General features: G+C 68.2%; 17 protein-coding genes and 1 pseudogene. 8 read left to right on the forward strand and 10 right to left on the reverse strand.

Going from position 1 to position 19,715, the window contains the following annotated elements:
- Positions 1-32: 32 nt before the first annotated feature.
- Together LGI35_RS03165 and LGI35_RS03170 are read right to left on the reverse strand one after the other, a co-directional pair.
- Positions 33-1,511: a sugar transferase gene (locus tag LGI35_RS03165; protein ID WP_279348617.1), complete on the reverse strand. Its 1,479-nt coding sequence runs from the start codon at positions 1,509-1,511 to the stop codon at positions 33-35.
- A 1,156-nt stretch (positions 1,512-2,667) separates the two neighbouring features.
- Positions 2,668-3,225 carry a hypothetical protein gene (locus tag LGI35_RS03170; RefSeq protein WP_227292117.1) on the reverse strand — a complete coding sequence of 186 codons (558 nt, stop codon included), beginning with the start codon at positions 3,223-3,225 and terminating at the stop codon, positions 2,668-2,670.
- A 445-nt stretch (positions 3,226-3,670) separates the two neighbouring features.
- Between LGI35_RS03170 and LGI35_RS03175 the strand changes: the two genes are divergently transcribed.
- Positions 3,671-3,910, forward strand: coding sequence for a hypothetical protein (locus tag LGI35_RS03175; RefSeq protein WP_227292119.1), 240 nt, complete (start codon positions 3,671-3,673; stop codon positions 3,908-3,910).
- A gap of 59 nt (positions 3,911-3,969) precedes the next feature.
- On the opposite strand, the gene LGI35_RS46020 is transcribed toward LGI35_RS03175, so the two are convergent.
- On the reverse strand, positions 3,970-4,098 hold the full coding sequence (locus tag LGI35_RS46020; protein ID WP_264484660.1) for a hypothetical protein: 129 nt from the start codon (positions 4,096-4,098) through the stop codon (positions 3,970-3,972).
- A 41-nt stretch (positions 4,099-4,139) separates the two neighbouring features.
- Here LGI35_RS46020 and LGI35_RS03180 point away from each other — a divergent pair, with 41 nt between their 5' ends.
- Complete coding sequence (locus LGI35_RS03180; protein WP_227292121.1) at positions 4,140-4,286, forward strand: hypothetical protein; 147 nt, start codon at positions 4,140-4,142, stop codon at positions 4,284-4,286.
- Between the two features lie 100 nt (positions 4,287-4,386).
- Here LGI35_RS03180 and LGI35_RS03185 read toward each other — a convergent pair whose 3' ends face one another.
- Both LGI35_RS03185 and LGI35_RS03190 read right to left on the reverse strand, forming a co-directional pair.
- Positions 4,387-5,484 carry a MerR family transcriptional regulator gene (locus LGI35_RS03185; protein ID WP_227300183.1) on the reverse strand — a complete coding sequence of 366 codons (1,098 nt, stop codon included), beginning with the start codon at positions 5,482-5,484 and terminating at the stop codon, positions 4,387-4,389.
- A 236-nt stretch (positions 5,485-5,720) separates the two neighbouring features.
- Entirely contained in the window at positions 5,721-6,179 is a 459-nt protein-coding gene (locus LGI35_RS03190; RefSeq protein WP_227292123.1) for a VOC family protein, read from the reverse strand.
- A 569-nt stretch (positions 6,180-6,748) separates the two neighbouring features.
- On the opposite strand from LGI35_RS03190, the gene LGI35_RS03195 reads away from it, so the two are divergent.
- The 4 genes from LGI35_RS03195 to pyrE all read left to right on the forward strand — a co-directional run bounded on the left by LGI35_RS03195 (position 6,749) and on the right by pyrE (position 11,429).
- A complete protein-coding gene (locus LGI35_RS03195) occupies positions 6,749-7,273 on the forward strand; it encodes a 2Fe-2S iron-sulfur cluster-binding protein (RefSeq protein WP_227300184.1) in 525 nt (174 codons plus the stop codon).
- Positions 7,270-8,253 carry an FAD binding domain-containing protein gene (locus LGI35_RS03200; RefSeq protein ID WP_227292125.1) on the forward strand — a complete coding sequence of 328 codons (984 nt, stop codon included), beginning with the start codon at positions 7,270-7,272 and terminating at the stop codon, positions 8,251-8,253. Before LGI35_RS03195 ends, LGI35_RS03200 begins: the two co-directional genes overlap by 4 nt.
- A 9-nt stretch (positions 8,254-8,262) precedes the next feature.
- Positions 8,263-10,491: a xanthine dehydrogenase family protein molybdopterin-binding subunit gene (locus tag LGI35_RS03205; protein ID WP_227292127.1), complete on the forward strand. Its 2,229-nt coding sequence runs from the start codon at positions 8,263-8,265 to the stop codon at positions 10,489-10,491.
- A gap of 410 nt (positions 10,492-10,901) precedes the next feature.
- Complete coding sequence (gene pyrE / locus LGI35_RS03210) at positions 10,902-11,429, forward strand: orotate phosphoribosyltransferase (protein ID WP_227292129.1); 528 nt, start codon at positions 10,902-10,904, stop codon at positions 11,427-11,429.
- A 428-nt stretch (positions 11,430-11,857) separates the two neighbouring features.
- Here the strand turns inward: pyrE and LGI35_RS03215 are convergent, their stop codons facing one another.
- Positions 11,858-12,979, reverse strand: a complete 1,122-nt coding sequence (locus LGI35_RS03215) for a lipid II:glycine glycyltransferase FemX (protein WP_227292131.1) — start codon at positions 12,977-12,979, stop codon at positions 11,858-11,860.
- A gap of 378 nt (positions 12,980-13,357) precedes the next feature.
- Complete coding sequence (locus LGI35_RS03220) at positions 13,358-14,482, reverse strand: FAD-dependent oxidoreductase (RefSeq protein ID WP_227292133.1); 1,125 nt, start codon at positions 14,480-14,482, stop codon at positions 13,358-13,360.
- A 28-nt stretch (positions 14,483-14,510) separates the two neighbouring features.
- Between LGI35_RS03220 and LGI35_RS03225 the strand changes: the two genes are divergently transcribed.
- Complete coding sequence (locus LGI35_RS03225; protein WP_227292135.1) at positions 14,511-15,236, forward strand: TetR/AcrR family transcriptional regulator; 726 nt, start codon at positions 14,511-14,513, stop codon at positions 15,234-15,236.
- 252 nt (positions 15,237-15,488) lie between these two features.
- On the opposite strand, the gene LGI35_RS03230 is transcribed toward LGI35_RS03225, so the two are convergent.
- Complete coding sequence (locus LGI35_RS03230) at positions 15,489-16,133, reverse strand: response regulator (protein WP_227292137.1); 645 nt, start codon at positions 16,131-16,133, stop codon at positions 15,489-15,491.
- 550 nt (positions 16,134-16,683) lie between these two features.
- Entirely contained in the window at positions 16,684-17,124 is a 441-nt protein-coding gene (locus LGI35_RS03235; protein ID WP_227292138.1) for a MarR family winged helix-turn-helix transcriptional regulator, read from the reverse strand.
- A gap of 77 nt (positions 17,125-17,201) precedes the next feature.
- On the opposite strand from LGI35_RS03235, the gene LGI35_RS03240 reads away from it, so the two are divergent.
- Entirely contained in the window at positions 17,202-17,771 is a 570-nt protein-coding gene (locus LGI35_RS03240; protein ID WP_227292139.1) for a YbhB/YbcL family Raf kinase inhibitor-like protein, read from the forward strand.
- A gap of 288 nt (positions 17,772-18,059) precedes the next feature.
- On the opposite strand, the pseudogene LGI35_RS46025 reads toward LGI35_RS03240, so the two are convergent.
- A pseudogene (locus LGI35_RS46025) lies at positions 18,060-19,673 on the reverse strand (MOSC domain-containing protein); the annotation flags it as partial.
- Between the last annotated feature and the right edge of the window lie 42 nt (positions 19,674-19,715).

A 19,715-nucleotide genomic window follows, 5' to 3' on the forward strand; every position in this document is an offset into this window, starting at 1 on the left:
TTCCGTTCGCTACTGGACGGCGCCCCCGCGCCTCAGTAAGCCCCCTGCCCCTGGAGCACCGCACGCAGCGTCTTCCACAAGATCACTGTGTCCAGGGCGAGCGACCAGTCCTCCACGTACCGCAGGTCGAGGCGGACAGCCTCCTGCCACGGCAGGTCGCTGCGCCCGCTGATCTGCCACAGTCCGGTGAGCCCGGGCTTGACGAGGAGGCGCCGCCGAATGTCCGGCCCGTACGCAGCGGACTCCTCCGGTAACGGAGGCCGCGGCCCGACCAGCGACATCGATCCGGTCAATACGTTGAACAGCTGCGGGAGTTCGTCGATCGAGTACCTGCGCAGCACCGCTCCGACCCGGGTCACCCGCGGATCCCGGCGGAGCTTGAACAGCAGGCCTGCACCCTCGTTGCGGTCGGCCAACTGGGCCCGGGCGCCGTGGGCCCCGACGACCATGGTGCGGAACTTGAAGATGGTGAACTCGCGGCCGTCCTTGCCGACTCTGCGCTGGCGGTACAGGGCACCGCCGCGACTGTCCGCCAGTACGAGCAGCCCGACGAGCACCATCAGCGGCGCGAACAGGATCAGCAGGAGCGCCGCGCCCATCCGGTCGACGACTCCCTTGACCGCCCGCCGGCCCCCGGTGAAGGTCGGCATGCTGACCCGCAGCAGTGGGATCCCGAGCACCGCGTCGATGTGCAACCGCGGGCCTGCCACCTCCATCAGCACGGGAGCCACGACCATCTCGGCGTCGCTGCCTTCGAGGTTCCAGGCCAGCCTCTGCAGCCGGTCCGGAGACCAGTACGCGTCCGGCGTGACGGCGACGACGCGGTAGCCGTCGCGGCGCACATGGCTTGCGACGTCCGTCAGTTGACCGACGACCGGAACTCCGTCCAGTTGGTCACCGTCGAGCCCAAGACCATCCATCGTGCACACCGCGTCCACCCGCCAGCCGAGATGCGGGAACTTACGGGTTCGCGTGATCAGGTCGCGGACGGTGGCCGGACTCCCCGCGGCGAGCACCGGTCGCAGGCACTCACCCTCCTTGCGCTGCTTGTGCAGCCAGAGGCGGAGCACATACCGCTCGGTCATGGTCACGAACGCAATGGCCGGTATGGCGACGAAGATCCAGAGCTTGATGTTGCGCGAGGTCAGAGCGATCCCGCCGAGCGCCAGGACGACGGTCGCCGTGAACAGTGCGCGCCCGAGTCTGCGGAACTCCTCGGCGCCCTGGCCGAGTACGGCCGGAGCCCAGGACCGGATCACCGCAAGCGCTCCCAGCACCAGCAACTCGGTGCCGAATGCGAGGATTCCCCACTTCTCGTGCCAGTTTGCCGCGTCCCGGGCCCCGAAGAAATTTCCGATCGACGCCACCACCAAGGCGGTGGCCACGGTGTCGCTGGTGATCACGGTACGGCGATAGCGCTGCTCCCAGTCGCTCGCCGGCTGTCTCAAGGCTCCGTTCGCCAGATGCCCCCGCGCCGACGGAAAAGGGCCGACCAATCCCCCCTGCCGCACAGAACCCCCCCGGTCCAGTGGTTCGACATGCTCGCCCAACACTTGCCCCTCCCCCCAGAAGGCCCCCGCCTCCTCACAGTCCTTCACCTCGGGAGGCCACGCCTCCCGCGCCGCGCTGTTCGTCCCCCCGGGAGGCCCCCGCCTCCCGCGCATGGCATTCCTGCTGTTTCAGCGCTGGTCGAACAACCCACCCCGGCGACAGCAGACCCACCTGGCCTGCCAGAAACCCGCCGGAACCTCGGATGCTGCCCGCATCCAAAGCCCCCTCGCGGGCTCCAAAAGTTGATCACCCCCATGTCCGACGCCGGAGTCGCAGTCACTGTCGTCCGTAGCGCCAGACCAATAGATCATCATTTGTCGCCTGGTGTCCCACCATGTGAAGCACGGTCAATCTAGACCATCGAGGCTCAACTGCAGATAGGGATGTGGGGAATTGGTGGACAAGATTTGAAGGAGGGTCCACGAACCGGTCGCCACCTGCGGGTGTGTCGATGAGGACGATATTCCGCGTGACCTGTGATGACGAAGGTTCCCCGGTCCGCCGACACCGGCAATGCGGGTCCGTCCTGACACTGCCAACTGGCCGCGCCCGGGGGCCTGTCCGGTGGATCGTGTTGGTGCGCACGGCGCGGTAGATGCTGGTGGGGGGCGTGCGATCCACGTCACGACCCGCGGAAGCGGATCTTCACCGCTCGCTCGCGCGGGAACGCCTCGAGGGAGGTCCCCGCCGACGCTGGTGGTGCTGGCGAGAAACAGTCTGTCAACTAGCGCACAAAGCACGCCGATCAGTCGCAACGGCGGCCGGCTCATCGATCGACCTGAAGCCGCCCTTGACGGACCGTCACTGATCGGTGCCCCGGATCGGCCGGATCGCCACCGCGCGCGGAACGGAGTAACTGATGGACCGTCACTTCGAGTAGTCGACAACTCTGCGAGCGCCAAAAGGAATTGACACGAACCGCGACCCCGCGAAGCGGCCACGCGAGGAACAGTGCCGACCGACAAGATGTCGTACTTCGAGGGGCAGCTGGTGGTTGGCTCCGGAGATGGCGCAATCCAGCTCCTCCTCGTACAGTCCGCCAGTCCGCCAGTCCGCGCCCGACGGACGGCCTGCCCCCCTCCCCGGCAACTGGCCGGGGGCCTTCGCTGTCGGCCGTCACAAGGGGACGGGGCCGGCGTCTGCCTCCCACATTTCGACTACGGAGCGTGCGGCCTGCGCATATGTCAGGGCTGGTGACGCGGGATCGTCGAGGACGTCTCGCTCGCGGGTGCACTCCCACTCGACGTGGGCCGCCATGTCGACCAGTTCCGTGGCATCGCGCTGCGGGAGCCGGCCGCCTGGCGTCGTCCGCATCACCCGCTCCAGGTCCACCCACCGGTCGGGCGCGAGGCTTCGGACCGCGTCGATGAACGCCATGGGGATCTCGCGCGGAGCTCGCTTTTCCGGCGTGTAGAGCACGTGATCTGTGTCGTTGTCGGTCACGGTGAACTGGCCGACGGGCCGTAGCAGTCGGGTGCTGCCGTCGTACCGGGTCAACGTCAGCTCGATCTCGCGGGCGTCGCCGAAGTCGACGTTGCTGACCACGCCCTGGTGCCGCGTCTCGCGGGCCGGGCGCTCGTCGTCGCTCATCCAACGGTCGTCAAGTACCACTCGGCGGCCGCGCAGCGCGGCCCAGTCGACTGTCGCCGGATCATGGAGTGCGGTACTGCTCACGGCTTCCCCAACGGTCGGTCTGGTCATCGGGACACGTGGCGCGGCTCGTGCGTATCCGTATGCCAGTCAGGGCCTGTCCGGCGGATCAGCTCAGAGCCGCCACGCGGCAACCTTAGGCTTGCACCCCGCCGGCCCGCAGTAACCGGACCGTCGCGACCCGCCGGTGGCGCGGACGGATGTCGGCCAGGAGCCCGCACAACAGCTCCCTGCGGTACGTGGTCGGCACACGGCAACAAGGCCGCGGTCGCCTGCCGGACCACCGCTTCCGGCGAGTCGTCAAGGAGCGGTCGTGCGTCATCGACGCGTGCCGCCTCCAGCGCCTGCGGCCCCGCCACCCCGCAGGCGCACACACCGGGGACCGGGAACGAGAGGAGCACCCGGACCAGGACCCGCATGCTCACGCGCCCCGCACTCGCCGAGGCCCACTGCGGCGGCGGACCGGGCCGTGAGGTCGGCTCACAGCGCGCGTACGGCGGCCCGGGTGGGTGCCGCCCTGGCACGCCACCCACCGCGCGCACGCCCGTGCCACGGCGGATCGGTCGGTGAGGCACATGAGGGACGGCTCGACGTAGGGGGCACCGCCGAAGCCGCCCAGCAGCGAGTCGCCGACGACCTGCGCACCCAGCTCGCCCGCGCCGAGGAGTTCGCCGCCACACTGCGCGAGCGGCTCCCGTCACCTCGGTGAGCTCACCACACTGTCGGTCAGCCGCGCGCGCCGGTGACGGCCCGTGCCCGTGGTGTGGCTTAGGGCTTGTCAGCGGTGGGGATGAGGGTGGTGCGCACCCCCAGCCGGGCGGCCAGCGCGAGCAGGCCGACGAGAGTTCCGCACCAGGCGATGGTCGAGCCGATCGTGGCGGCGCTGCTCCTACGCAAGGAAGGGAGGCAGGATGCACACCTCCGTGAAGGCGCTGATCGTGTCTACCACAGCGAGCCTGGTCATGGTCATCCTTCTGACCGCGGCCGATGTCGGGCCCGCGTGGCTGTGGTGGACGCTGTGGGCAGCGCTCGCAGCCGGCACCGCGGCCATCGTGGCCGGCGAGCGCAGACGGGACAGCGTCTGACCGTCCGCGGGATCCACCGGCGCCCCGTGTCCCCTGCGAGACTCCCCCAGCTTCGTGCCGGCCGGTCCCAGCCGCCATGGCGCTGAACCTGGTGCGCGATTCAGGCCAAGAGCAGGCGAAGGCCGAGATCTGCCGCCTCGAGGTCGGCAAGGTCACCGTTGCGCTCGGCCCACCGGCCCGAGTCGAGGTCGTCGCCAAGGCTTCGCACCGCCCTCTGCTCGGCCTCCGCCCCGACCCTCGTCCACACCGACATCGCACGGCGCACGTGATCCTCCAGATACGCCCCCGGCCGGCGCCAGTACGCCTCGAACAGGCCGTCGGCGCAGTCCCACGGGATGGGCACCGGTTCGGCGCGGGCGTCGATCGCGTCGGCCATCCCAGCAAGCGAGGGAAACTCCGCGAGGACGGCGGCGAACTCGGGCAGGTAGTCGCGGGTAAGCCAGAACCGGTCCTGCCATCCGGACTCGTCGGTGTCGAACGTGAGCACCACCACGCGTCGTGCCACGCGCCGCATCTCACGCAGCCCCGCGATCGGGTCCCCCCAGTGGTGAACGGTGGAGACGGCCATCGCCACGTCGAAGGACCGGTCCTCAAAAGGCAGACTCTCCGCAGCGGCAGCCACACACGGCGCCGAACCAGCGGGCCGCTGCCCCCGCATCACCGCCGATGGCTCCACCGCAATCACGTCCCGATCAGCAGGCTCGTAGGAACCGGTGCCGGCCCCGACGTTCAGCACCGTCTGCGCGTCGCCGAGCGCGTCCCAGATCTGCGCGGCGATCCGCGGGTCGGTACGCCGTGTCGCGGTGTAAGCGCCGCCGATCGCGTCGTACAGCCGTGCACCGAGCATCTCCAGTTGTTCCTCCGGTGTCACCATCAGTCCTTTCCCCCGTGCCTCGAGTTCTCTGTCAATGGCCGCCACCATGGCGTCAGCGCGATCACGCCGCTCCAGCAACAGGCCGCGAAGTCGGCGCAGGTGCGCGACCGCGTCGGTGGACGGGTCACCGACCAGCTCCGCGACCTCCCGCAGCCCGAAACCCAACCGCCGATAGGCCAGCACCTCCCGCAGCCGCTCCACATCGCCCGCCGAATAGGCCCGGTACCCGGCCGCGGTCCGACCCGACGGCCGAACGAGCCTGATCTCGTCATAGTGATGCAGCGTGCGGACGCTCACGCCGGCCAACTCGGCCACACGTCCCACAGTCCAGTGATCCTCCACGGCATCGACTATGCAGCCTGACGCCACGTGAGGGTCAAGGGCCCGCTCATGACGCCAGGAGCCACATGCGCAGCAACGGTCCGAAGCGACTCCCGCAAGCCGGCGCGACGGTCTGGTTCGGAAAAGCCAGGAACCAGCTGACGGTCATCCACCTGTGCTGGTCGCACACGCCCCGCCCGCGAACTGGGCCGGCGTAGGGACCGTCCGGTGAACCATGTTCAGCTGAAGAGTTGTTGGGCCCGGCGAGCAATCTCATGCGGCGTCAGGTCTTCCAGGTGCGTAAGGAAGATCCAGACGTGTCCGTAGGGGTCCCGCAGGATGGACGTGCGATCGCCGTGGAACTGATCGGCCGGCGGCTGCAGCAGCTCAGCACCGGCCGCGACAGCCCGTTCCGCGAGGGCATCGACGTCATCGACGAACACATGCAGCCCCACAGTGGTACCGCCAAGGGCGGTTGGTGCGCTGAAGAGAGGGCCTTCGGCGTCGCCGAGCATCATGGTGGCCCCTTGCACACTGACCTCGGCGTGCAGGACGCGTCCGTCCGGGCCGTCGATACGGAACAGCTCTTCGGCCCCGAACGCCTTGGCGTAGAAGTCGATCGCGGTCGCGGCCCCGTCGACCATGACGTGGGCAATGACGGCGTTGCGATAGGTCTCGGGAACATTGGTCGTGGCCATCGGGAGTGCCTCCTCGGTCGACTGCAGCTGATGACCATGACGGTAGAAGCTCGACCAAACTTGAGGTCAAGAGTCGATCGCCCTGGGAAGTGTCGTGCGGTGCCCCAACCACCTGCGCCGGCCGAGATTCCGCCATAGGTCGCCGCATTCCGGGGTGGCCAGTGCTGTCCGGGCGATTGGCCCAGCCCACACCGACGGACGACCTCCCCGCATCTCAAAACACTTCCGGTCGGCACGCCTCTCCCAGCCAGTGAGCACCACCCAGGGATGACGAGCGCGGGCACATCCTGGCCACTGCCTGCCGGCAGCGGCCCTCCTTCGCCACCCGGTGCCAGCTCTCGCGGTGGCTGCGCGGGATGCGCGCCCGGTCGCCGCGGAAAAGCGCCCGGCCGAGTGAGACGGGCGCGGTTGCGCGCCTTCCGACGAGCGGTGCATCGGTTTTTGCGAGACCTTGAGGAGGGCGCCCCACAGTGGCGACGCATATCCAGGGTGACACCCACACCCAGCGAGGAAGGCCGGCCGTGGTGAGTGAATCGGATACAGGCGCCGCGGGGCGGAGCCAGGGTGAGATGGCCCAACTCTCGGCGATCGAGTTGAACGTCAACGATCAGGTGCGACGGCTTGAGGTGGATCCACGGACCTCGCTGCTCGACGCGCTGCGCGAGCACCTGCGCCTGAGCGGGACCAAGAAGGGGTGCGATCACGGGCAGTGCGGCGCCTGCACGGTGCTGATCAACGGCCGGCGCGTGAACTCCTGTTTGACGCTCGCCGTGATGCACGAGGACGACGAGATCGTGACGATCGAAGGCCTGGGCGCTCCCGATGGCCTGCACCCCATGCAACGTGCCTTCGTCGAGCGTGACAGCTTCCAGTGTGGCTACTGCACGCCCGGCCAGATCTGTTCGGCCGTCGGCATGCTCGCCGAGGTGGAGGCGGGCTGGCCCAGCCACGCCACCACTGACGTGACATCGACGCGGATCGCGCTGACCGATGAGGAGATCCGCGAGCGGATGAGCGGCAACATCTGTCGGTGCGCCGCCTATCCCAACATCGTCGCGGCCATCCGTGGCATCGCGGACGGAGGCCCGGAATGAGATCTTTCACGTACGAACGAGCTACGGACGCCCAGGCCGCCGTCGCAGCCGTGTCCAGAACCGGGGCGAAGTTCATCAGCGGCGGCACCAACCTGCTCGACCTGATGAAGCTCGACATCGAGAAGCCCAGCCATCTGGTCGACATCAGCCGCCTTCCGTTGCGGGAGATCGAGGAGCTCCCGGACGGCGGACTGCGTATCGGGGCCCAGGCGGCGAATTCCGACGTGGCCGCCGATGACCGAGTGCGTACCCGCTACCCGGTACTGGCGGAAGCACTGGTGGCCGGTGCCTCGGGCCAACTGCGCAACAAGGCGTCCACCGGGGGAAACCTGTTGCAGCGCACTCGCTGCCCCTACTTCTACGACACAGCTGCGGGCTGCAACAAACGGGATCCCGGCACCGGATGCTCGGCGATCGGCGGGTTCAACCGGATTCACGCCGTCCTCGGCGCCAGCGACTCCTGCATCGCCACCCACCCCTCGGACATGGCCGTCGCGATGACCGTGCTGGAGGCGGAGGTCGAGCGGCTCGACGCCGACGGGTCGGTGCGCCGCGTCGGCGTCGCAGACTTCTACCGGCTGCCGGCCGATACGCCGCACATCGAGACCGTGCTGGGTCCTGGCGAGATGATCACGAGCGTGGTCCTTCCCCCGCCCCCGTCGGGCCGGCAGATCTACCGCAAGGTGCGAGACCGGGCGTCGTACGAGTTCGCGCTGGTCTCCGTGGCGGCTGTCGTCTCGACCGATCAGGGGGCGATCAGTGAGGCGCGGGTGGCCTTCGGCGGTGTGGCGCACAAGCCCTGGCGGTCCATCGAGGCCGAGGCCGCGTTGATCAGCCGTCCCGCCACGATGGCCACCTATCGCGCCGCCGCCGAGGCCGCGATGCGCGACGCCGTGGGGCAGGGGCACAACGACTTCAAGATCGAGCTGGCCAAGCGCACGCTGTGCCGCACGCTGGCACAAGCGGCTCAGGCGAGTTGAGGAGACAAGATGATCGGGCAAGCGCTGAACCGCGTCGACGGCCCGTTGAAGGTCGCCGGCCAAGCCACTTACGCCTACGAGCAGTGGGGGGCCGGCCAACCTCTCTACGGATTCATCGTCGGGGCGACGATCGGCAAAGGCCGCATCACCCGGATCGACACAGAGAATGCCGAACGCGCACCTGGCGTACAGATGGTGATGACCTATCACAATGCCCCCGAGCAGGGTGCCCGTGATGAGTCCGTTCCGGCCGAATACTGGCGCGCCCAGCCTGTGCTGACCGGTCCCGACATCCACTATTACGGCGAGCCAGTGGCATTCGTCGTCGCCACGGCCCTCGAGCAGGCCCGAGCGGCCGCCGATCTGGTCGAAGTCGAATACGCCGACGGGCGCGGACGTTTCAACTTTGCCGAGCAGGAAGACGAGGTGTACATCCCGAAAGTCGTCAACGCCGGTCTCCCTACCGACACCGCGGTCGGCGATTTCGATGCCGGTTTCGACAGCGCGGCGGTCAAGCTCGACCAGGAGTACACGACGCCGTACGAGCTCTCGATGCCGATGGAACCGCATGCGTGTCTGGCGGAACCGCGCGACGAGGACATCGTCGTCTACGTCAGCTGCCAGATCGTCGACGCGGCGCGGGCCTCCGTCGCCTCCACCCTTCGGCTCGACCCGGAGCGGGTTCACGTCGTCACCCCCTTCGTCGGCGGGGGCTTCGGCTCCAAGCTGGGCATCCATTCCGAGACGATCCTGGCGGCGCTCGCCGCTCGCGAGTTGCGCCAACCGGTCAAGGTCGCGATGACCAGGCAGCAGATCTTCCAGCTCGTCGGCAACCGTCCCACGACCAGCCAGCGGGTTCGCCTGGGCGCGGAGCAGGACGGACGGCTCACCGCGATCGCCCATGACGTCACCATGCACACCAACCCCGACCGGGAGTACGCCGAGCAGACCGCCGCCACGACCCGCAGTCTCTACGCCGCGCCCCACCGGTTGACCAGTCACCGGCTCGCGCCGCTCGATCTGCCGCCGGGGACGGACGTCCGCGCACCGGGCGAAGCTCCGGGCATGCTGGCGGTCGAGTCGGCGATGGACGAGCTGGCCCATGCGCTCGGGATGAACCCGGTCGAGCTGCGGATCCTCAACGAGCCCACCGTCGATCCCGAGCGAGACGTCCCGTACAGCGACAGGCACCTGGTCGACTGCCTGCGCGAAGGCGCGCGCCGGTTCGGCTGGGAGCACCGCCCCGCCACCCCGGCGAGCGTGCGCGACGGGCGATGGTTGGTGGGCTACGGCATGTCGGCCGCCATCCGTGGGCACTTCCAAGGGCCGACAGCGGCGCGGGTGCGGTTGGAGGCCGACGGCACCGCCGTCGTTCAGACGGACATGACCGATCTCGGCACGGGCACGTACACCGTCCTGACTCAGGTCGCGGCCGACGGGCTCGGACTGCCGCCCGATCGGGTGCGGATCGAGCTCGGGCGTTCCGAGTTTCCCACCAGCTGGGGGTCCGGCGGCTCGTGGGGCGCCGCCAGTTCGAGCAATGCGGTGCATGGCGCGTGTATGGCCCTGCGTGAGCAGCTCCTGGCCGCGGCGCGCGGCGACACGGATTCGCCGCTGCACGGCCTGGACCCGGCGGACGCCGTGTTCTCGGATGGCAACGTGGCTATCGGCGGCGCGTCCGAGGCGCTGAGCGAGATCGTCGCACGCAACCGGCCGGAAGGGTTCGAAGCGGAGGGCGGTACCCGCTTCATGGGCGACGATCCGAACTACACGGACTACTCGATCAACACCTACGGGGCCCATTTCGCTGAAGTGGGAGTCGATGCGGACACCGCCGAGATCCGTCTGCGGCGGATGCTCGGCGTGTTCTCGGTGGGCCGCGTGCTCAACGCCAAAACAGCTCGCTCGCAGCTGATCGGCGGCATGATCTGGGGAGCCGGCGCGGCCCTCGAAGAAGAGGCCGTGGTCGACCTGCGATCCGGCGCCTTCGTCAACCGGGACTTCGCGCAATACCTGGTGCCGGTCCACGCCGACATCCCCGACGTCGACGCGGTCGTCCTTGACAGCTACGACGACAAGGCCAATGCCCTGGGCGCGAAGGGCGTCGGCGAGCTGGGCATCTGCGGGGCCGGTGCGTCCATCGCGAACGCGGTGTTCAACGCCACCGGCGTCCGCGTGCGCGACTTCCCCATCACCATCGAGAAGGTGCTCCCCGGTCTACCGCTGATGGACACCTGAGTCCGCGCAGACGGTGCCGGCTCACGCCAACCAGAAGTGGGCGTGAGCCGGCGAAACCTGGAGCGTTCCGAGCACCTGAGGCCGACCCCGCCGGACACCGGCGTCGGCCGCCGCCTCAAGGGTCCGCCACGACAGCGAGTCCCAGCGCTCCCGCTTCGAGGTCGTAGCCCGGCTGCACGAACCAGAACGGGTCCTCGCGCGACGTGCTGGATGAGCACGACGCGGCCACTGTTGTTGATGACGTGCGGGCGTGAAAGAACCCTTGCGGCAGTAGGCCGCGAGGGTTCTTGGTGCTCATGGTGTCGGTTTCGTGTTCACGGCGTCGCCGAGGAGATCAACGGTCCATATTGGGAGGCCCGGGAACGAGCCGGTGTCGTGGCTGGGGCAAGAGGCTCGAAGACGGGACGCCTGTGAGACATTCTGATCTTGCTCGCCGTATCCATGCGGCCGCTCACCTGACTGGGCATTTCACGCTTCGATCGGGACGAACTGCCACGGAGTACTTTGACAAGTACCGGTTCGAGGGCGACCCGGTCCTGCTCGATGAGATCGCCAGACAGACGGCTGCGCTGGTTCCCTCTGGCACCGAGGTCCTGGCCGGTCTGGAGATGGGCGGCATCCCGGTCGTGACCGCGCTCGGCCGACACACAGGTCTGCCCTGCGCGTTCGTGCGCAAGCAGGCCAAGCCCTATGGCACCTGCCGTCTCGCCGAGGGCGCTGACGTCGAGGGGCGCCGGGTGCTGGTCGTTGAGGATGTGGTCACCAGCGGAGGACAGATCCTGCTGTCGACGGCGGACTTGCGTGGTCTGGGTGCTGAGGTGCAGGAGGCTTTGTGCGTGATTGACCGTGAGCAAGGGGGTGCCGACGCCCTCGCGGCCAAGGGCATCGGACTGCTGTCGTTGCTGACGGCCGGGGATCTGCGGGCCGCTGCCACCTGATCGACAAGGATGGGTGGTCACGCTGTCGCGTGCGACCCGGTGACAGGGAGGCGGGTACAGGACTCCTCCACGATCTCTTCTCCTCAGCGAACGCGGCGGACCGGGCGATGTGGGGGGACTGCCGGACGAAGTTGATGACGGAGCGGGGCATGCCCCAGCTGGTCAGGTGGATAGGCTCGACGGCGTCCTCGAAGAACAGCGGATCGGACCGGCCAGCGCCTTCGACGGTGACCTCTGCGGTCGACGCGCACGGTCCTTCCGTCCTCCACCCTCACGGAACCGCCCAGGCCAGGGGAAGGTTCGAGGTGCAGGGCATGCCGCTCCCTGCAGGTTGGAGACGGAGCCTGTTCGGGCCAGAGCTGAACTCCGAGCCGTCTGGGGCCGATGGGCGTCAGGGATCCGGGGTCGGCTTGCGGCGTGGGGCGATGTCAGCGGCGGGACATGTAGAGGTTGAATGCCTTGTGCAGCACCTTGTTGAGTGGGAAGTCCCATTCCCCAAGGTATTCAACGGCCTGTCCGCCGGTTCCGACCTTGAACCGGAGCAGGCCGAGGTGGTGGTTGCCCTCCTCCAGCGTGTCGGTGATGCCACGGAAGTCGTAGATGGCGGCTCCGAGTTCGTAGGCATCGGACATCATTCGCCACTGGATGGCGTTGTTGGGCTGGACCTCACGCTTACGGCTGGTGGAGGCCCCGTAGGAGTACCAGACGTGCTCGCCGACGGTCAGCATCGTGGCGGCCGCGAGTACCTCTCCGTCGTGGTGGGCGAGGTAGAGGCGCATGCGGTTGTCGTCCTCGGCCTGCAACGCGGTCCACATGCGCTGGAAGTAGCCCAGTGGGCGCGGGATGAACTGGTCCCGTTCAGCGGTCTCGACGTAGATTGCGTGGAAGGCGGGCAGGTCGTCGTAGTCGCCCTGGACCACTTTGACGCCGGCCTTCTCTGCCTTCTTGATGTTGCGTCGCCACTGCTGGTTGAGATCGCGCTGGATTTCTTCCAACGGCCGTCCCTTGAAAGGAACTTGGAAGACGTAGCGCGGCTGGCCCGCGGCGAAGCCGTCCTCAGCGCCGGACTCTGTCTGCTGCCAGCCCATCCGGCGCAGCCGGTCGGCCAGGTCGAAGGCCTGCGGCTCGTGCATGGTGGCCTGCGCATCCCGCAACTTTGTGGCTTGCGGGTCAGCGATCGCGTCCTTGACCGCCTCGGCACTCCATCGGCGTTGGACCACGGGCGGCCCCATCTTCACGGAGAAGACGCCCTGTGCTTTCAAGTGCGCGAGCATCGGCTGAAGCCACTGGTCCAGATCCTCCGCTGTCCAGTCGATGACAGGGCCCTCAGGCAGGTAGGCGAGGTACTTCTTCAACTTCGGCAACGGCCGAAGCAGCACCAGCCCGGCGCCAACAAGTTTGCCGCCGTCGTCGAACCAGCCCAGGCTCTCCCCCCGCCAGTCCGGCTTCACATCCGCCCAGGCCGGAACCTGCATGTGACTCACCGACGGCTGGGCTGCGACGAAAGCCAGATGTTCGTCGCGGGTGATCGCCTTCAGGCGATAGTTCATGCGCAGCGCTCCTCTGTTCGACGCGCCACCCTACTGAGGCACGTTGCACGAACCCAGGCCTCACAGAATGTCACCCATCACCGGATATGGCAGCCTCTGAACGTGCTGTCGGCGTACCACTATGGGTGCAGAGCGGCGTACGCCAGGGCGAACGCAGCAGCGATCGACATCCATGGGAGCGCTGGAGCGACCACACGAGTCCAGTGACTACACGCAGTGACGGCGAGCTGCCGCGACGGCGTCCGGATTTCCCGGTGAGCGCACATCTGCTCTTCTAAAGTCGGGGCCGCCCGATCTGGGCGGCGATCTGACCAGTTGCGGATGCCTGTAGAGGGCAGGGTTCGCGCGCTTCGACATCGATCGGTCGCACGGGCGTTCTCAGTCTGCGGGTGCCGGTTCGGCGGGCCGGGCCGTGAAGAAGCGGACGATGTCTTCGGCCGCGGTTGGGGACAGCATCATCGCCTGGACTCGTGCGGACATTTCGGCGATCGGGTGAATCCTGGTGAACATCGCCTCCTCGTACGTCCGGATCGCCGAGTCCGGGTCTGCGGGGTTGGCGGCGAGTCGGCTCGCGAGTTCGGCGGCGTCGAGCATGGCCTGGTTGGCGCCCTCGCCGACCGGCGGCATGAGGTGCGCGGCGTCGCCGATGAGGGTGACGCCCGGCCGGCTGGACCAGCGCGTATCGGTGGGCATCGCTTCGATCAGGCGCGGCGTCGGCGCGCTGCCGTCGGCCTCGATGAGTGCGGTGAGGCGTGGGTCCCAGCCACTGAACATGTCCAGCAGAGCGCGCTTACTGCGGTATGTCTCGATGGGGCGATCTTCTGCGCGCAGTGAGATCCCTACACGGAGGCTGCCGTCGCTGAGGCGTTGTGCTGCCAGGATCTGATTCACGCCGACGCACCACAGGTTCCCGGCGCCGACCAGCTCGGCGAGATCCGGATGGCGCCGGTCGACGTCTTCGATGCTCAGCTCTACGAGGGTGGCCACGTAGGACAGTTGGACGTCCGCCAGCAGTGACCGGACGATCGAGCGCGCACCGTCCGCGCCGATGAGGATGTCGCAGCCGGTCCGGTGGCCGCCGTGGAAAGCCAGTTCCCAGCCCCCGCCAGGTCGCGGGGTCGCCGCGACAAGCCTGCGCTGCCAGACAACCGTGTCGCCGGGGAGGGAATCGAGCAGGAGATCACGCAGTGCGCTCCGGTCGATCTCGGGACGTCCGGAGAAGGAGCCAGGTTCCGGCTCATGGTGCACCAGGGTCCGTCCGGTCGGGTCGAGGATGCGATGTTCCTCGCCCTCGGGCCGCGCCTCCGACTGGAACCGGCCGACGAGACCCGCCTCGGCCAGGGCCTGCTGCCCGGACTCCGGGTGCAGGTCGAGCGCGCCGCCCTGCGGTCGCGCGGATCGGCTTGCCTCGCGCTCGTACACCACCGCATCGATGCCGTGCTGGTGCAGGATCCGTGCCAACGTCAGGCCGCCAAGGCCGCCACCAGCGATCGCGATTCGCATTCTCGCTCCTTTACCGTACACTGTATTTGTGGATACACCGTACGGTAACGAAGCGCTGCCCGTTTGGGAACGGCCCGAACCTCAGCCGCGGGCGGCACCAGTGCCGTTGAGCCGCGAGAAGATCGCCGCAGCGGCGATCCGGGTTGCCGACGCGCACGGCCTCGACGGCCTGTCGGTTCGCAAGATCGCCAAAGAACTCGGTGTCGGTCCGATGCGGCTCTACGACTACGTGATCAACAGATCCGAACTGCTCGATCTGATGGTCGACGTCGTCTATGCCCGGATCGCCGAGGTGAGTCAGCACTCCGCGTGGCGCGACACGGTACTGGCCATCGCCCACGCGACCCGCGAAGCGGCCCTTGAACATGAGTGGTTTTCCGACCTGCTCGGCGGAAGGCCGCACTTGGGACCTCACGCGCTCGCTGTGGGCGAGGCGACCGCGGCGGCGCTGATGCAGGCCCTCGGCATGCGCGACATCGACGAGCTCCAGCGGGCACTCGGCGCCCTCAACTCCTTCATCATCGGAGCGGTCCGCAGAGAGGTCACCGAGCGACGCACCGCCCGTTCCACCGGCACCGATGAAGCCGCCTTCCAGGCCAGCCTCGGCCCCTACCTCACACGCATGTTGAATACCGGCAGGTACCCCACCATCGCCCGGCTCGTGATCGACGGCGCCCACCTCAATGCCGAGGAAACCTTCAACCACAACCTGACCACCGTCTTGGACGGGATCACCAGCCGACCCCACACGTGACCCACCGCTCTGTGGCCAGCAGCCAGCAGGAAGCCAATGCCGCTTACACGGGCCCCATGGCGCGTGAGACCACCGCGAGTGGGGCATTGATCGTCCGCCGGCGCACATGGGAACGCGTGCGAAACCGACTGCTTCGATGCGACAGACGCGCAAGTGCCGACTGAAGCGTTCCGCAACAAACAGCCGTGGCTGAGCACCGCACTTGGTCCGCCCCTCCAAGCACAGCGCTCAGCCCCCGTGGCACCGGACGCGTCAGGCACCGACCAGATCGGCCTCATGGGCGAGGATTGCGGCCTGGGTCCGGTTTTCGAGGCCGAGCCGGGCGAGCATCCGGGCGACATACGTCTTCACGCTGGCCAGGGACAGGTGAAGAGTTTCAGCGATGCTCTGGTTGGGGTGCCCTGCACCGATGAGGGCCAGGACATCGCGCTCGGAGTCCGTGAGGGTACGGATCTTCTCCCCCAGGAAGCCGGCACCACGCGCCGGCCCCTGACTGACCAGCTTCTTCATGATCCCAGGCGATAGAACGAGGCCCCCGGCCGCCAAGGTCCGCACTGCGGCAGCCAGTTCCCCAGCAATGAGGTCCTTCTGAAGGAAGCCCCCAGCTCCGGCGTTGAGCGCCTGGAGGACGAGGTCGTCGGTGCTGAACGGGGTCAGCGCCAGAACCCGGGGAGACTCCTCCATCCGCACCAGCTGGACAATGGCTTCCACCCCTCCGCCATGGGGCAAGTGCAGGTCCATGATGACGACGTCGGGACGGTACTCCCTGGTGGCACTGACGGCCTGAGAACCGTCAGCGGCTTCGCCGACGACCTCGATTCCGTCCGCAGCCTCCAGCGCCGAGCCCAGGCCGGAACGGATGAGGCTCTGGGCATCAACGATCAGAACGCGGATCACGCGCTTCCCTTTCAATCGGGGCGAGGGGGACCACCCGCAGCTCACTGCAAGACGGCACCAACATCACTACCCTGCAGGCCGCCTGGCGTGCTGGCCCAGGCCAAATGCAACGCTCACGGGCCAACTACCGCGCCCAATCACCCCGGCGCTCATGTGGCTGAGCGCTCGACTTGGCACCGCCAGCTCTTGGCTCAGCTCTGGATTGCCTGCGCCGTGGTCACGTTGCGAGCTGGCCGTCAGCCGAACGGTTCGGTGTCGGGTGTGGTGCGTCGGCTCCGAGCCTCCCGCGGCTTCGCAGTGAGCGGATGCCGAAGGAAGGGACGCGATGGCCTCGGTGGGCCGGCCTTCCCTCATCAGGAACGCTGCCGGCGCTCGGCGTCTATCGGACGCGGCAGACGAGCGCAGTACAGCGAGCGCTTCGTCCACGCGACAGGCCTCCCGCAGCAGCGATGCGAGCATCGCTCCCCTGTCGTACTCCTCTGGTGGCACGGCTGCGGCCTCCACGACAGCCCTTTGACGGCGCCCGGTCTTCGGCCCCCATCCGGTCCGTTCAGGATTCGGCGATGGAGGTGAGCAGGGCGGCGGCGCGGGCGATCACCGCGCGGTCCTCGGCGCTGAGGGCGCGCAGCCGGCCGTCCAGCCAGGCGTTGCGCGTATCCATGGCGTCCCCGGCGACGGTGTGGCCTTCGGGGGTGGGGGTGAACAGGACCTTGCGGCCGTCGGTCGGGTCCGGGGTACGCACGGCATAGCCGGCCGCAGTCAGCCGGTTCACGGTCTGGCTCATGGACGCGGGGGCGACTCGGCCGACCTCGCTGAGCCGGGTGAGCGTCTGCGGTCCCCGCTTGTGCAGGTAAGTGAGGACCTCCAGGGCCACGTCGCCCAGCTCACCCGCGGGACGTTCGCTGCGGAAACGGCGGTAGAGGAGGCCCACAGCCGTGCGCACCTCCGCGCCGAGGTCGTCCCCGCCGTCGTCCCTTGCATCGGTCTCCATGGCAAGTTAGTGTACCTAAAGAATTCTTTCGTATACCTAAATAGACACACCCGAATATCTAAGGACGCGGTGGAACCATGCCCGCAAACCCCCTCGGCGTCGCGCTGCGCAACCGCCGCGCAGGCCAGCACCTGCTCGCCTGGGCATCCGCCGATTTCCAGGCCCCCCAGAACTTCACCCTCACCAGCCCTGCCTTCGAGCACGGCACACCCATCCCGGACCGCTACCGCGGCCACATCTTCGGCGCCGACGTCTCGCCCGCCCTGGCGTGGACAGAGCCCCCGCCCGGCACCACCGAGCTGGTCCTGGTCGTCCAGGACCCCGACGTCCCGATCGGCAAGCCGGCCACCCACGCCTTGGTACTCGGCATCGACCCCGCCCTGGGCTCCCTGTCCGACAACGCCCTGGTCCACCCCAGCCCCGTCCCCGGCGTCCGCCACGGCAAAGGCCCCCTCGGCCGCCGCGGCTGGGCGGGCCCCCTGCCCGTCCGCTCCCACGGACCCCACACATACGTCTTTCAACTCTTCGCCCTGGAACAGCCGTTGGGCCTCCCCGAGTCCCCCTCCCTGGCCCAGGTCACCACCGCCCTCGCCGCCAACGACCTCCTCGGCCGGGCCCGCCTCGACGGCACCTACGAGATCCGATAGGCCCCGCCACCCGGCCGCGGACACACCCACTCCACCCGCAACGCCCTTACGCCGAAGCACTCCCGCCTGCGCCATCTCTCGGTGGTGTTCTTGCTTGGCGCGTCCACGGATGCCGCGTTCCCCGGTGACGGGCCGTTGACGCCGATCAGAGGTCGAGAACGACTTCGGTGGCCGGTTGGCTGCAACAGACGAGGATGGTGCTGGGCTCGGGGAGTTGGGTGGGGTGGTGTAGGTGATGTCGCCTGAGACGAGGTGGGTGGTGCAGGTGTGGCAGACGCCGGTGCGGCACGACCAGCGGGTGGGGACGTCGCACGCTTCGGCGAAGTCGAGGAGGGATGCGTGAGCCGGTGACCACGGAGCAGTGATGCCGCTGCGGGCGAAGGTGACGAGAGGGCCGGTGCCTGCAGGACCGGGTGGTTGGTGCGGCCGGATCGCGGCGGTGGGTGTGACGCCGGGGTTGATGGCGGGGAGAGCACTGAACTGTTCCGTATGGATCCGCTCGGGGCGCAGACCGTGATCGCGCAGGAAGCCGCCGAGGTCGTCCATGAAGGCGGGTGGTCCGCAGACGTAGGCGTCGGCGTCCGTGGGGATGCCCGTGGCGCTGAGTGATCGGTCGGTCGGGTGGCCCCGGCTGATGTGGGGCTCGTCGGGACGCGGATTCTCGGCGGTGTAGTAGATGTGCTTGTGTGCGTTGGGGAGTTGGGCCAGGAGCGCCTTGGTCTCTTCCGCGAAGGCGTGATGGGTGCGGTCATGGGCGGTGTGGATCCACCAGATGGGGCGCGGGTCTCGTGTGGCGGCGAGTTGGTGGAGCATGGCGAGCACGGGGGTCACACCGATGCCTGCGGAGAGGAGGACGATCGGTCGGGTGCCTCCTTCGAGTACGAAGGTTCCGCGGGGGCTGGCGACGTCCACGAGGTCACCAGGGTGGAGCGTGGCGTGGATGTAGCTGCTGACTTTCCCGTGGGGCTCGTGCTTGACGCTGATGCGGTAGGTGCCGATTGTGGGCGCGCAGGACAGGGAGTAGCTGCGCACTGCAGGGGCGGCTTCGCCGACGGTGAGGCGAAGGGAGAGGTACTGGCCTGGGCGTGCCTCGGGTAGCGGGGCGCCGTCGGTGGCGCTGAGGTAGACCGACGAGATGGAGGGGGTCTCGGGGACGATGCGGGCGACGCGCATGGTCTTGAAGCCGGCCCATCCCGGTTCTTCTCTGGGTTGCTGGGTGCCGGCGCGCTCGCCTGGCCATCCCGGTTCCTGCTGGGGCTGCTGGGCGGCGGCGAGTTCACGGAAGGACTGCTGCCAGCCGGGGCTGAGCGCGGGGATGTTCAGTGCCTTGCGCAGCGTGGCGGGGTCGCGGTCGGGGAGGTAGAGCAGTGCGTCGGTGTCGGCGACGCTGAGTTCCTCGGGGCCCTTGCGGGTCAAGGTGATTCCATCGCCGGCCTGGACGCGTCCTTCTTTGATCACGCGCAGGTAGAAGCCGGGGCGGTGGTGGGCGACCAGGAGGGAGGCCATCGTGGGTTCACCCAGACGCATCCCGACGCGGTAGCAGGTGACGCGGGGTTGGGTTACTTCGAATTCGGCTTCGCCGATACGGTACCGGTCGCCGATGCATACTTCGTCGTCGGGAAGACCGTCGACGGTGAAGTTCTCCCCGAAGATCCCGAAAGTCAGGTCGTCGCGGCCGAGGTGCTTCTGCCAGTACTGGTAGGACTGCAGTTGGTAGACGAGGACGGCTCGGATTTCGCCGCCGTGCCCAGCCAGGTCTCCTTGACCGTCCCCATCGACGTTCAGCCGCCGGACCATGCGGGGGCCTTGCACGGGGGCCTTCCAGGCTCCGGTGTGGACCGTCCTGCCCTGCCAGGACATGTCCTTGGGCATACCCGTGTTGACGGACAGCAGCGTCGCCATTGCGGACCTCCTGCCGGGTGGGCCCGCCTGTGCAGCCCCTCA

The organism is Streptomyces longhuiensis (assembly GCF_020616555.1).
Lineage (GTDB): Bacteria > Actinomycetota > Actinomycetes > Streptomycetales > Streptomycetaceae > Streptomyces > Streptomyces longhuiensis.

Excerpts from the sequence above, each read along its gene's own strand:
- LGI35_RS03190 (WP_227292123.1), bottom strand. The coding sequence starts at position 6,179 with ATGGCCACGACCAATGTTCCCGAGACCTATCGCAACGCCGTCATTGCC.
- LGI35_RS03195 (WP_227300184.1), top strand. The coding sequence starts at position 6,749 with ATGGCCCAACTCTCGGCGATCGAGTTGAACGTCAACGATCAGGTGCGA.
- LGI35_RS03200 (WP_227292125.1), top strand. The coding sequence starts at position 7,270 with ATGAGATCTTTCACGTACGAACGAGCTACGGACGCCCAGGCCGCCGTC.
- LGI35_RS03205 (WP_227292127.1), top strand. The coding sequence starts at position 8,263 with ATGATCGGGCAAGCGCTGAACCGCGTCGACGGCCCGTTGAAGGTCGCC.
- LGI35_RS03215 (WP_227292131.1), bottom strand. The coding sequence starts at position 12,979 with ATGAACTATCGCCTGAAGGCGATCACCCGCGACGAACATCTGGCTTTC.
- LGI35_RS03220 (WP_227292133.1), bottom strand. The coding sequence starts at position 14,482 with ATGCGAATCGCGATCGCTGGTGGCGGCCTTGGCGGCCTGACGTTGGCA.
- LGI35_RS03235 (WP_227292138.1), bottom strand. The coding sequence starts at position 17,124 with ATGGAGACCGATGCAAGGGACGACGGCGGGGACGACCTCGGCGCGGAG.
- LGI35_RS03240 (WP_227292139.1), top strand. The coding sequence starts at position 17,202 with ATGCCCGCAAACCCCCTCGGCGTCGCGCTGCGCAACCGCCGCGCAGGC.